This is a genomic window from Streptomyces yangpuensis (genome assembly GCF_001005295.1).
In the GTDB taxonomy this organism is placed as follows: domain Bacteria; phylum Actinomycetota; class Actinomycetes; order Streptomycetales; family Streptomycetaceae; genus Streptomyces; species Streptomyces yangpuensis.
In genome coordinates this window covers 99,072-111,337 of sequence record NZ_LBMK01000008.1, presented here as the reverse complement: position 1 = coordinate 111,337, position 12,266 = coordinate 99,072, and the positions used below count along the sequence as shown (strand labels likewise).

11 protein-coding genes are annotated in these 12,266 nt (G+C 74.2%); 2 read left to right on the top strand and 9 right to left on the bottom strand.

Going from position 1 to position 12,266, the window contains the following annotated elements; all coding sequences use genetic code 11:
• Nucleotides 1-4: 4 nt before the first annotated feature.
• The 4 genes from AAT21_RS29665 to AAT21_RS29650 all read right to left on the bottom strand — a co-directional run bounded on the left by AAT21_RS29665 (nucleotide 5) and on the right by AAT21_RS29650 (nucleotide 2,576).
• Nucleotides 5-535 carry an SMI1/KNR4 family protein gene (locus AAT21_RS29665; protein WP_046780053.1) on the bottom strand — a complete coding sequence of 177 codons (531 nt, stop codon included), beginning with the start codon at nucleotides 533-535 and terminating at the stop codon, nucleotides 5-7.
• A 59-nt stretch (nucleotides 536-594) separates the two neighbouring features.
• A complete protein-coding gene (locus AAT21_RS29660; RefSeq protein WP_046780052.1) occupies nucleotides 595-774 on the bottom strand; it encodes a hypothetical protein in 180 nt (59 codons plus the stop codon).
• A gap of 78 nt (nucleotides 775-852) precedes the next feature.
• Complete coding sequence (locus AAT21_RS29655) at nucleotides 853-2,160, bottom strand: RNA polymerase sigma factor (protein ID WP_046780051.1); 1,308 nt, start codon at nucleotides 2,158-2,160, stop codon at nucleotides 853-855.
• The gene (locus tag AAT21_RS29650) at nucleotides 2,160-2,576 is read right to left on the bottom strand and encodes a YciI family protein (RefSeq protein WP_046780050.1); all 417 of its coding nucleotides are present in this window, start codon (nucleotides 2,574-2,576) and stop codon (nucleotides 2,160-2,162) included. The genes AAT21_RS29655 and AAT21_RS29650 overlap by 1 nt, the downstream gene beginning before the upstream one ends.
• Before the next feature lie 195 nt (nucleotides 2,577-2,771).
• On the opposite strand from AAT21_RS29650, the gene AAT21_RS29645 reads away from it, so the two are divergent.
• Nucleotides 2,772-3,203 (top strand): GNAT family N-acetyltransferase, encoded by a 432-nt coding sequence (locus AAT21_RS29645; RefSeq protein WP_046780049.1) that lies wholly within the window; start codon nucleotides 2,772-2,774, stop codon nucleotides 3,201-3,203.
• Nucleotides 3,204-3,231: 28 nt separating this feature from the next.
• Here the strand turns inward: AAT21_RS29645 and AAT21_RS29640 are convergent, their stop codons facing one another.
• Nucleotides 3,232-3,897 carry a lysophospholipid acyltransferase family protein gene (locus AAT21_RS29640; RefSeq protein WP_046780048.1) on the bottom strand — a complete coding sequence of 222 codons (666 nt, stop codon included), beginning with the start codon at nucleotides 3,895-3,897 and terminating at the stop codon, nucleotides 3,232-3,234.
• A gap of 223 nt (nucleotides 3,898-4,120) precedes the next feature.
• Between AAT21_RS29640 and AAT21_RS39440 the strand changes: the two genes are divergently transcribed.
• Nucleotides 4,121-6,691 (top strand): D-alanyl-D-alanine carboxypeptidase family protein, encoded by a 2,571-nt coding sequence (locus AAT21_RS39440; protein ID WP_235439270.1) that lies wholly within the window; start codon nucleotides 4,121-4,123, stop codon nucleotides 6,689-6,691.
• A 96-nt stretch (nucleotides 6,692-6,787) separates the two neighbouring features.
• Here the strand turns inward: AAT21_RS39440 and AAT21_RS29630 are convergent, their stop codons facing one another.
• The 4 genes from AAT21_RS29630 to AAT21_RS29615 form a co-directional block, all read right to left on the bottom strand.
• On the bottom strand, nucleotides 6,788-7,978 hold the full coding sequence (locus AAT21_RS29630; RefSeq protein WP_046780047.1) for a S8 family peptidase: 1,191 nt from the start codon (nucleotides 7,976-7,978) through the stop codon (nucleotides 6,788-6,790).
• Between the two features lie 332 nt (nucleotides 7,979-8,310).
• Entirely contained in the window at nucleotides 8,311-9,120 is an 810-nt protein-coding gene (locus AAT21_RS29625) for a hypothetical protein (protein ID WP_046780046.1), read from the bottom strand.
• Nucleotides 9,120-10,403, bottom strand: a complete 1,284-nt coding sequence (locus AAT21_RS29620) for a VWA domain-containing protein (protein ID WP_046780045.1) — start codon at nucleotides 10,401-10,403, stop codon at nucleotides 9,120-9,122. The genes AAT21_RS29625 and AAT21_RS29620 overlap by 1 nt, the downstream gene beginning before the upstream one ends.
• A 170-nt stretch (nucleotides 10,404-10,573) precedes the next feature.
• On the bottom strand, nucleotides 10,574-12,214 hold the full coding sequence (locus AAT21_RS29615) for an FAD-dependent monooxygenase (RefSeq protein WP_046780044.1): 1,641 nt from the start codon (nucleotides 12,212-12,214) through the stop codon (nucleotides 10,574-10,576).
• Between the last annotated feature and the right edge of the window lie 52 nt (nucleotides 12,215-12,266).

Below are 12,266 nucleotides of genomic sequence, written 5' to 3'. Positions count from 1 at the left end.
ACCGTCAGCCGGCCTGCCTGGCCCGTACCCACTCCGCGAATCCCGCGGGCTCGCCGTCGGGAGCGGGGCTGGCGCCCACGTCCGCGACCAGCCACACCCGGCCGCGCTGCGGTCCCGTGGTCACCAGGAGCCAGAACGACCGGGTGTCCTGTGCCGAGAGCACCACCGACCCGTCGGAGAACACCGCCTCGATCCGGGCGTCCTCATCTTCCTCGACGGACTCGTCGTCCTCCCAGATCCACTCCGCCTCCAGCGGGAACACCACGTCCGGTCGCCGCGGCGACGCACCGGCCGCCCAGCACGCGGGCACGTGCCCCAGGGGTTGCAGCCCCCCGTCGAGCGGACCCGGGCCGGACCCGTTGCTGATCTCGGCGACGAACGACCGGTAGGGCTCCGGCAGCGTCACCCCGTTCTCCGTCTCCCACGCCTCGACGGCCGGGTATCCGAGGGCCGGTTCGCGCCGCTCGGCCGGGAACGCGGACCTCAGGTCCTCGAGGGTGGCTTCGTCGGGCCGCGGATCAGGTGTTCTCGTCACGCCGCGATGATCGCAGGACACCCGAACGGGCGACGCCCGGGGGTATGCGCGGGGGCCGCCTAGGCGGCCGGGACCACCGAGGCCCGTACGGCCGTGGCCCATTCCTGGAGCAGTGCGGCGTGGCGGACGCGCTCTGAGTCGGTGAGGCGGCCTTCGGCGCGCGCGAAGAGACAGCGGATGTCGGCGTTGATCTCGGCGAGGGAGCGTTCGGGGGCGAAGTCGTCAGGGGTCGGGCTCACGTGATCAAGAGTAGGGCCGGGGTCCGACAACGGTGGACGGTGTCCGGCATACGGACGCCGGTGCCCGCCATGGCGGACTCATTCGGGGATCCGGGCGGCCCGGGACCGGAGGTAGCGGCGTTCGGGGGCGCTGAGGGTGAGGCCGGCGGCCTTCGTGTAGGCGGCGCGGGCCGCCGCCCGGTCGCCCGCCCGCTCCAGCAGGTGGGCCCGTACGGCTTCGAGGCGGTGGTGACCGGCGAGGTGGTCGTCGTCGTCCAGCGCGGCGAGCAGCTCCAGGGCCCGGCGCGGTCCGTGCACCATGGCCACGGCGACCGCGTGGCCGAGGCGTTCCACCGGGCCGGGCACCAGGCGGACGAGCACCTCGTAGAGAGCGAGGATCTCCGCCCAGTCGGTGTCCTCGTCACTCGCCGCCTCGTCGTGGACGGCGGCGATCGCGGCACGCAGCTGGTACGGGCCGAGCGAGGTGCGGGTGAGGGCGTCGCTGACCAGGGCGACCCCTTCGGTGACGGCGGCGCGGTCCCAGAGGGTACGGTCCTGCTCCGCGAGCGGGATCAGGCTGCCGTCCGGCCCGGTACGGGCGGCGCGCCGGGCGTCGGTGAGCAGCATCAGGGCGAGCAGGCCGGCCACCTCGCCGTCGTCCGGCAGCAGGGCGTGGACGGCGCGGGTGAGGCGGATCGCCTCGGTGGCGAGGTCGGCCCGTTGCAGTTCCCGGCCGGAGCTGGCCGTGTACCCCTCGTTGAAGATGAGGTAGAGCACGTGGAGCACGTCCGCCAGCCGCGCCGCGCCTTCCCGTTCCCGCTTCCCTTTCTGTTCCTGTTCCTGTTCGGCGGTGCGGAAGGGCGACGGGGAGGTCTTGATGCGCCGTTTCGCGCGGCTGATGCGCTGCGCCATGGTGGCCTCGGGGACGAGGAGGGCGCGGGCGATCTCCGCCGTGGTGAGGCCGCCCACGGCCCGCAGGGTGAGGGCGATCCGGCCGGCGGCGGGCAGGTCGGCGCTGCAGCAGAGGAAGAGCAGGGCGAGGGTGTCGTCCTCGGCGGGGGCGCGGCCCTCCCCCGGCGGCGGCGCCACGAACTCGTCGCGCGGGGTCAGCGCCGCGGCCGTCTCCTCGCGGCGCCTGCGCGCGTCCTCGCTGCGCAGCTGGTCGGTGAGCCTGCGGGAGGCCACGCGGATCAGCCAGCCGCGCGGATTGCGGGGGCGGCCCTCCTCCGGCCACTGCCGGGCCGCGGCGAGCAGGGCCTCCTGGACCGCGTCCTCCGCGGCGTCGAAGTGTCCGTACCGCCGGACGAGCGCGCCGAGGACCTGCGGCACCAGTCGGCGCAGCAGGTCCTCATCAGCGGGCTCGGAGATGGGAGGGCCGGGAGAGCCGGGCGCGGTGGAACGCGTCATCACATTTCGGCGCCCGAGGCGGAGTCGACGGGCTGGACGACGACCGGGTAGTTGGGTGCCCCTTCGGGTACCGGGCAGGCGTGGGCCCGGGCGGCGATCTCGGCGGCCCTGGCGAAATCGGGGACGTCGACGATCCAGTAGCCGGCCAGCACCTCCTTGGCCTCGCCGTACGGCCCGTCGGAGATCACGGGTGCGCCGTCGGGACCCGAGGTGACCAGCCGGGCCTGGCGGGGTTCGGTGAGTCCCTGTCCGTCCACCCATTCGCCCGACTCGGCGAGGTCGTCGTTCAGGGCGCCCATGTAGTCGAACATCGCCTTCAGCTCCGCCTCCGACCACGCGGGGTTGCCGCTGCTCGCCCGGCCGCCCATGGCGTCGTAGTCCGCCTGACTCCCGAGAACCATCAGCATGTACTTCATGGAGTGCCACTCCTTCTGGTCGCGGGCTCCTGGATCGGGAGCCTCTCGCACGGGACGTCGGAGCCGTCCCTCCCATTTCGACACGTCGGCCGGAACCGCGCGAGATCGCCGCTCCGCCGCGGTGCCGGGTCGTCGCCGCCGTGCTGCCGCGTCGCCCGCCCCGGTGCGCCCGGTGTGCCGGGTTACGCTGCCCGCATGAAGATCATCGACCTGGAGTCCGGCGACGCCCGGCTCACCGCCGACCTGCTTCCCGTGCTGCTCGAACTGCGTCCCCACCTCACCGAGGAGCTCTTCCTCTCGGTCCTCGCGGAGGGGCAGGGCCAGGGGCTGCGCTTCACGGCGGCCTACGACACGGACGGGGTGTGCGTGGGCGCGGCGGGCTGGCGCGTCGTCGCCACCACCTCCATGGTCCGCAAGCTCTACGTCGACGATCTGGTCACCTCGGCCGCGTCCCGTTCCACCGGGGTGGGCCACGCGCTGCTCGCGCACCTGGAGCAGCACGCCCGGGCCGCCCGGTGCACCGCCCTCACCCTGGACTCCGGCACCCAGCGGACCGACGCGCACCGCTTCTACTTCCGTGAGCGGATGGCCGTGACCGCCTTCAGCTTCGAGAAGCCGCTCCTCTGAGGGGAGTACGCCGTCACCGGGCGAGCCGTCATGCCGCCGCCGCGCAGGCGCCCTCCCCGACGGCGGACGCGGCGGTGCGCCAGGCCGCGGTGACGGCCTCACGGGCGCGGTCGGTCGCCTCCGGCACCCGGTCGGGGAGGTGCAGCGGCGAACCGATGTGCACGTGGAGGCAGGGGCGCCGCAACGGCGCCGTGAAGACCCCGGCGAGCTGCTTGGCGCCGCTGCCCGAGCACAGGCGGCGGGAGCCGGCCTGGCCCACCGGCACGACGGGGGCTCCGGTCGCGGCGGCGAGCCGGGCCAGGCCGCTGCGGAAGGGGCCCGGAGCGGCCTCCCCCGCGTCGCGGCGCGTCGGCAGCCCGCCCTCGCCGTACAGCAGCACGCTGCGGCCCGAGGCGAGGGCGACGGCGGCGGCGTCCAGGGAGTCCGCGGCGCGGGCGGTCCCGCGGTGCACGGCGATGTGCCCCTCGCGCCGCAGGGCCGGCCCGAGCAGCGGTACACGCCACAGTCCGGCGGTGGCCAGGATGACCGGCTCGATCCCGTGCCGGCGCAGGGCCGCGACCACGACGGCGGGGTCGGCGAGGGAGGTGTGGTTGGCCACGAGGATGGAACCGGTGGCGGGCCGGGCGCCGGGGTCGGCGGTGACGGTCAGCCGCCCGAAGGCGGGGACCAGGGCGGCGGCGATTCGGCTGAGCATGGACGGCCCCGTTCGGTGGTGCGGGCGGTGGTGTTGCGGTCCATCGTCGGCGGGGCGGCCGGGGCGGTCATGAGTAGCCGTACTCACCGAATATGACCGAACGGTCACAAGATCGGTCCGGGGGAACGTGTGGTGCGCGACACGCATCTAGCAGTGTGGCGGGGCCCTCTCAGGGCCTCGCCGCACGGTATCTGCACAGTGTGAGCGGCAAGGCGGGGCTTGGATGAAGGCGGTAACGGTGACGGGCGGTTCCTCGGACGACCCGAAGAGCGAGGGAACCACCGTCACGGGGGAGGAACCCGAGAAGGCGGCGTCGCCCGCGGCGGCAGACACGGAGACCGGCACAGAGGCGGAGGACTCGACGGGCTCTCCGGGCTCTTCGGAGCCGGGGCCGACCGAGACGAAGAAGCAGGAGGACGCGCGACCCGCCGCCGAGACCGAGGAAGAGGCCGAGCCGGGGGCCGAGGCGGGAAGCCGGCCGGAGGGTGAGGTCGAGGGGGCGGACGCCGCGCCCGAATCCGAAGCACGGGCAGCGCAGACCGAGTCGGAGCCTCCCACCGCCCCCGACACCGACACCGACACGCCGGACAGCGACCCCAAGGCCGAGCACGAGACCGACGCGGAGGATCCGCGCAGCAGGGTCCTGCGCGCACCGGGCACCACAACGCCCGGGGCCAGGGCGCCCGAACCCAAGGAATCCGCCACGTCGGAGCCGGAGCCCGAACCCGAGGCCGACGCGAAGGACTCGCGCACCCAGGTGCTGCGCGTGCCCGAGCCCAAGGCGACCGCCACGCCGAAGCCCGGGGCCGAAGCCGAGCCCGAGGCCGAGAACTCGCGGACCCAGGTCCTGCGCGTGCCCGGCACCGCAGCTCCGGAACCCAAGAAGACCGCCGAGCCCGCCCCTGAGGCCGGCGCCGCCGCCAAGCAGGAGCCCGAGCCCAGGGCGGAGGCCGAAGCGACGGATTCGCGCACCCAGATCCTGCGTGTGCCCGGCGCCGCAACGCCCGGCGCCAAGGCCCCCGCCGAGCCGGAGGCCCAGGCCAAGAACAAGGCCGAGGACGAGGACGAGGCGAAGGATTCGCGGACTCAGGTCCTGCGCGTGCCCGAGCCCAAGGCGACCGCCACGCCGAAGCCCGGGGCCGAAGCCGGGCCCGAGGCCGGGAACTCGCGGACCCAGGTCCTGCGTGTGCCCAAGCCCGAGACGACCGCCACGCCGAAGCCCAAGCCCGAGGCTGAGGGCGGCTCGGGGCGGGTCTCCGGTACCGCAACGCCCGTTTCCAAGAAGACCGCCGAGCCGAAGCCCACGTCCCCGCCGGAGGACGCCGCTCGGAAGGTGCCGTCCTGGGCCGCGGCCCGGAACGAGAACTCGGATCCGGATCCGGATCCGGAGCGGACGAGCCGGTTCGTCGCGCTCAAGGACCCCGACGCCGCGCCGCCCGCCACGGCCCGCCCCCAGCCCCAGGCGCGGCCGCAGGCCCCCGTACCGCAGCCCCTGCCCCCGCTGGATCTGCTGGCCGAGCTCACCAACACCCCTGCCCCGGTGGAGACCCCGCGCCGGACCGTGCTGCGGCGCGTCAAGGTGTGGACGCCGATCCTGCTGCTGCTCGTCGGTGCCTGCATCGGCGGCCAGATGCTGCGGCCCCTGCCCGACCCCCGGCTGGTCTCCGCCGAGACCGAGCACACCGTCGACGGGCAGGTCGCCATACCGTGGCCCGCCAAGGGTCAGGGCGCCGTTCGCGTCGTCGGCTCCGGCGACGTCGCGACCTTCGGGGAGCAGAAGCCCGTTCCGACGGCCAGCGTCGCCAAGATCATGACGGCCTACGTGATCCTCAAGAACCACCCGCTGCGCAAGGCCGAGCCCGGTCCGAGCATCACGGTCGATGCGAAGACCGTGGCGGACGGGACTTCGGAGCACGAGTCCCGGATCACGGGCCTCACAGCCGGCTCGAAGTTCAGCCAGCACGACATGCTGAAGATGCTCATGATCCCCTCGGGCAACAACGTCGCCCGTCTGCTGGCGCGCTGGGACACAGGCACCGACTCCGAAGCCGCGTTCGTCGAGAAGATGAACGCCGCCGCCCGGGAACTCGGGATGAAGGACACCACGTACACCGACCCGAGCGGTCTGGACGCGGGCACCGTCAGCACCGCTTCCGACCAGCTGAGGCTCGCCGAGGCGGTGATGAAGGACGATGCGTTCCGCGCGATCGTCGCCCTGCCCGAGGCACCCGTCAAGGGGCTGGGTGAGAAGCTCGTCAACAACAACCACCTGCTGACGGATTCGAACCTGAGCATCCGCGGTATCAAGACCGGCTCCAGCACACCCGCCGGCGGAACCTTCGTGTGGGCTGCCTACAAGACGATCGACAACAAGGACCAGTTGATCATCGGCTCGCTGATGGAGCAGCGCGCGCCCGCCCCGGACGAGAACGCCCTCAAAAGCCTGGAGCTGGTGAAGGCGAACAGCAAGAAGATCATCGAATCGGTGCGGACGGCCCTCGCGTCCACCCCGCTCGTCCGCAAGGGCGACATCGTCGGGTACGTGGACGACGGGCTGGGCGGGCGCACCCCGCTCGTGGCCGTCAAGGACCTGAACGTCATCAGCGTGCCCGGCCAGCAGTTCAAGCTGTCCCTGAAGCCGGGTGCGTCGCCGCTGCCGCACACCGCGAAGGACGGCGCGGAGGTCGGTGTGCTGACGGCGGGTGAGGGCGAGGGAGCCAGGAGCGTACCGGTGGCCGTCAAGGGAGCCCTGGCCGAGCCCTCGTTCGGTACGAGGCTCACGCGCCTCGGCTGAGCCGTCCCGTGCCGTGCCCGTGCTGTGCTGTGCCCGCCGCCCGGTTCCTGAACCGGGCGGCGGGCGGGTACGGACGGCAGCGGGTCCTCAGCGGACTCAGAGGCCGTCCGTGAACAGCAGCCGGTTGGGGGTGCCGGCACCGGCACCGGTCAGGAGGTCCTCGGTGGACGTCTCCACGAGCCGGTCGGCGACCTCCTCAGGGGTGGCCGCCGGGTGGGCCGCCTTGTAGAGGGCGGCCGTTCCGGTGACGTGCGGAGCGGCCATCGACGTACCGTCCAGGGTGACGGTGTCACCGCCGAGCAACGCCGAGTCGATCTGCTCGCCGGGGGCGGAGATCTCGACGCACTCGCCCCGGTTGGAGAACCCGGACTGCTCGTCGCGCACGTTGCTCGCGGCCACCGTCATCACCTGGTCCGCCGAGGCCGGGGAGACCGTGCAGGCGTCGGCCGAGGAGTTGCCCGCCGCGACGACCGGCAGGGTGCCGGCCTCGGCGACGGCGGTCGCGGCCCTGTTCACGGCCTCGGAGCGGCTCCCGCCCAGGGAGACGTTCAGGACGGCCGGCTGCCTGGCGTGCTGCGCCACCCAGTCCAGTCCGGCGACGACCGCCGAGTACTCGCCGCGGCCGTCGCAGTCCAGTACGCGGACGCTCACCAGGCGCACGGCGCGTGCGACCCCGTACGTCCGGCCGCCGACGGTGCCCGCGACGTGCGTGCCGTGGCCCTCGCAGTCCTGGCCGTCACCGCCGTCCTCGACGGCGTCGAAGCCGGGCTCGGCCCGGCCCTCGAACTCGGGGTGGGCGAAGTCGATCCCGGTGTCGAGGATGTAGGCGGTCACCCCGGCGCCGTCGCCCGCGGTGGTGAAGTCGCCGTCGAGCGGCAGGGTCCGCTGGTCGATCCGGTCCAGGCCCCAGGTCGGGGCGGGCAGCCCGGCGGCGGAGAGGGCCGCGGGACCGGCCGGTGTCGGCGGGGCCGAGACCTCCGCGTCCGCCTCCACCGAGCGGACGCCCGGGCTCGTACGGACCTCTTCGAGCTGCTGCGGGGTGAGGGGCACCGCGAAGCCGTTCATGGCGGAGCCGTACACGAAGGTGGGCTCCAGCCCCAGCCGTTCCGCGAACCCGGTGGCCTCCACGCCCTCGTCGAGGCTGACGATGTACTTGCCGGGAATGGCCGCGGCGGGTGTGAGGAGCGGTGCCCGTACGGGGTCGGGGACGTCCGCGGCCGCGGCGCCGGCCAGTGCGGGGGCCGTCACGATCAGGGCCGCGGCGGTCAGACGTGCGAGCAGTCGCATGGAGGTACTCCCGGGAGGTGGGCGGTCGTCAGGAGACGGCCGCGTCCGTGCCGGTGCTCGGTCGCGGCCTCCCTCTCCTTCGGACGGGGCCCGGGAGGCCTTGAGGTCCCCGTCCCCGCATGGCCCAGTCCCCGCCCGCCGGACCCGGCGCACGCGGCGCGGGGCGGGCAGGGCAGGGCGGGCAGCGGCGCCGGGGCCGTGACCGCCTCAGCAACCGCCCCGCCGCGACCACCCGCCGGGCGGGGTGGGCGGCCGACGGGCCGGGATGCCCGGGCCAGGCGCCGGGCCGGGGAGCCGGGGCGCCGGGCCGGGGCGCCGGGTCAGACGCCGGGTCAGGCGCCGGGCGGCACCCGGGAGGGGCGGCCCGTGCCGCGCGTCAGGGAGTACCCGAAGATACCCGCGAGGGCGCCGAGCACCCCGCCGGCCGCGGTCCAGAGCCAGCGGTCCGACCACCAGCCGCCGGACCAGCCGTCCTCCGGCTCGCGCAAGGAGCCGGTCACCGTCCCGGCGACCAGCGGCTTGGCCAGGGCCCCGTCCACGGCGAAGGCGCCTCCCTCCTCGTGTACGTCGGCCTCGACGGCCGCGCGCACCGGCAGACCCAGGTCCTCCTCCGGCAGGTCCACGACCGTCAGACGGACGTAGTAGCTGCCCGGCAGCGGGTCGTTGGCCCACGGCTCCGCACCGGCGCGGACCGTGCGCAGGGTGCAGGACAGTTCGACGGAGGCGGCCTCCCTGGCCGCCGCCCGGCTCTGGGTACCGTAGGTGCAGGCCTGTCGGCGGCGGAGGCCGTCGTACACGTCGAGCTGCCACGTCGAGGCGCCGTGCCGGGCGGCGGACTCGGGCAGGGTGACGGTGGCCTTGACCGTGACGCGCTGCTGCGCGTCCACCGGAAGCACCCAGTAGAGGTAGTCGCCGCTGGAGGCGCCCGCCGTGGCCTTCTGGCCGGGCCGGAACGGGGCGGCGGTGCGGAAGCTCGTACCCGCCTCGGTCGGGGCGGCGGCCTCAGCCGCGGCCCCGTCCTTGCCGGGGGTGGCGCTCGGCGACGGGGTGTCCGCGGCGGCCGTGCCGGCGGCCGTACCGGCCACCGCGAGGGCGGCGGCCGCCGCGAGCAGGCCCGCGGTCAGTGTGCGTACGGTACGCATCAGTTGGTCCTCCAGACGGAGATGCGCCAGCGCGAGATCCAGCCCCACACCAGGCCGGCCAGCAGTCCGGCCAGCACGAGCACGGCCAGCGTCCACCAGCCGCGCCCGAGGCCGAAGGCCGCGGCGTCGGAGAGGCCGCCCGGACCGTCCACCAGGTCGATGGTCAGCTCGACGGGCATGCCCGGGGTCGTCTTGACGGACGCGGGCGCCGAGAAGGAGTTGCTGACCTGGAGGCAGACGGTCTCCGCCGCGGGCTTCGCGTCCGAGTCGGAGTCGGAGTCGTCCACCTCGGCCTTGGGGTAGCGCAGGCCGGTGGAGAGGACGTCGGTACGCCCGTCGCCGGCCTCCGAGCCACGTACGATCTCCCGCCCGTGGACGGTCGTGGCGCGCAGCAGGACGCCGTAGTCGTTGTTGACGGCCCGGTCGGCGCCGATGCTCACCGAGGCGCGCAGCTCCTGGCCCGGGAGGACGTCCACCCGGTACCAGCGGTGCTCGCCGAAGGTCTCACGGTCGCTGTAGAGGCCGGCCTTCAGCTGCGGGGCTCCCGCGCACTGCTTCGCGCCCTCGGTCGCCACCGGGTTGACGACCGGGTCGGCGGCCCGGTCGACGAGTTGGCGGACCCTGCCGGAGAGTTCGGCCTTGTGCTGAACGGAGGTGTACGTACCGCCGGTGGCCTCGGCGATGCAGGTCAGCTGGGCCCGGGTCTTGGCGTCCGGGACCAGGCCGAGGGTGTCGATGACCAGGTGGATGCCCTTGGCGGCGATGTCGCGGGCCACTTCGCACGGGTCGAGCGGGGCGCAGGTGTCCTCGCCGTCCGTGATGAGGACGATCCGCTTGGTGGCGTTGCCTCCTTCGAGGTCCTGGGCGGCGCCGAGCAGGGCCGGCCCGATCGGCGTCCAGCCGGTCGGGGCGAGCGTCGCGACGGCGGTCTTGGCCTCGGTCCGGTCGAGGGGGCCGACCTTGTAGAGCTGCTTGGTGTCCTTGCAGCCGAGGGTGCGGTCGTCACCCGCGTAGTCGGCGCCCAGGGTCCGTATGCCGAGCTGGACTTCGGCGGGGACGGCGTCGATCACCTCGTTGAAAGCCTGCTTCGCGGCGGCCATGCGGGACCCGCCGTCGATGTCGTTGGCCCGCATGGAGCCGCTGACGTCCAGGACCAGGTCGACCTTGGGAGGTTCCTTCGCCGTCGGTTCGTCGGCGGCCGTGGCGCTCGCCGGGAAGAGGCCGACGGCCAGTGCGGCGAACAGGCCGCAGGCCCGGGCCGCAAGCCGTTTTCTTGTGATCATCGCCGGATCGTATTGAGGATCGTCCGGCAATCCAAAAACACGCTCCCTGCGGACCGGTGGATATCCGGATGTGCGGGACGGAGTGCCCGGGGCCCGGTACCGGCCGGGCATCCGGGCTCCGGGCCGGGGCATCGGGGTGCGGCGCCGGCCGGGGGCGCTGCGCCGTTCCGTCAGGGTCCGGCGTCCGGTGCGAAGACGGTCGCGAGGTGTCCGGCCAGTTGCTGCGGGGTCGGCGGGGAGAGGCGGGCGCCGAGGTATCCGTCGGGGCGGACGAGGAACGCGGTCGGCGTTTCGGCGGCGTACATCCGGGCGAACTCGCCGGCGGTGTCGTGGTAGGTCGGCAGTGCGGCCGGGCCCGCCGGGGTGTCGGGCGGGGTACCGGCGGGCAGGACGACGCACATCCCGACCCGGCCGCCGGAGGACTCCCGTGCCGTCCGGGCGAGTTCGTCGAGGCCGGTCCCGTACAGCAGCAGGACGTGTTCGCGCTCGCGCAGGAGGTCGGCGAGGCGCAGCGGGACTGCGGCGATCGGCGAGGTGAGGCCCGTGCAGTCCGGGGCCCGGTCGCCTGGGCGGGGTCCGGGGCCCTGGCCGGGCGGGTCGACGACGGGGCTGCCGCGGTAGCCGACGAGCAGCTGGGCCTCGCGCAGGATCAGGGTGTCGGCGTCCTCGGGATCGGACTGCACACCCTGGGCGGAGGCGTGGCGGACCGTGCGGCCGACGACCTCCTCGCCGACGGGCCGGCGTTCGGCGTCGTAGCTGGGGAGCAGGCCGGGGTGGGCGGCGCCCTCGACGGCCAGGGCGAGCTTCCACGCCAGGTTCCAGGCGTCCTGGATGCCGGTGTTCATGCCCTGCGCGCCGGTCGGCGGGTGGATGTGCGCGGCGTCGCCCGCGATGAAGACCCGGCCGTGGCCGTAGCTGTCCACGATCCGGTGGCTGATGCGGAACACCGATGACCAGCGGATGTCGGAGGCGGTCGTGGGCGTCGGCGAGAGCCGGTCCAGGACGGTCTGGATGTCGGCCAGTTGCGGGGCCCGGCCGCCCTGGAGGCCGTGGGTCACACGGTCCGCGGCGGCCCCGGCCTGCACCGCGGTGGACAGTTCGGGCGGCACCTTCATGGACATCCGGTAGCGGCCGCGGCCCGGCAGCGGGATGCACACCAGTACGTCGTCGACGGCGCCCGCGCCGTCCAGGTGCATGGCGCGCAGGGTGTAGCCGTACGGCAGGTCCCAGTCGACCTCGACGTCGGCGAGCATGTACTCCTCGGGGAAGGCTCCGCCCTCGAAGGAGAGCCCGAGGCCCTTGCGGACGATGCTGTGGGCGCCGTCGCAGCCCACCAGGTACCGGGTGCGCAGTTCCTCCTCGGCACCGGAGGGGGTGTGCAGGCGGCTGGTGACGCCGTGGGCGTCCTGGCTGAACGACACCAGTTCGGTGCCGCGTTCGACGGTGGTGCCCCAGCGGCCCAGGTGCTCGTCGAGGATGCGTTCGGTCTCGTACTGGGGCAGCGCCGCGAAGCGGTAGGGCACTTCGGGCGGCAGGACGAGGTCGATGCGGGGCCGCTCGGCGCCGTTGACGTAGGTGAGCTGGCCGCGCAGGGGGACGGCCGCGTCCAGGGCGGCGCGGACCATTCCCATGCGGTCCCAGATCTCCAGGGTCCGCGGCTGGATGCCGACGGCCTTCGCGAAGGGCAGGCGGGCGGGGAGCCGTTCGACGATCCGGCAGGACACGCCGCGTCGGCGCAGTTCCGCGGCGGCGGTCAGCCCGATGGGGCCGGCGCCGACGACCAGTACGTCCGTCGTGTTGCTGTGCGCCACTGGCAGCTCCCGGCGTGCGGCCCCCCGTCGGAGTCGGTCCCGGTCCCGGTCC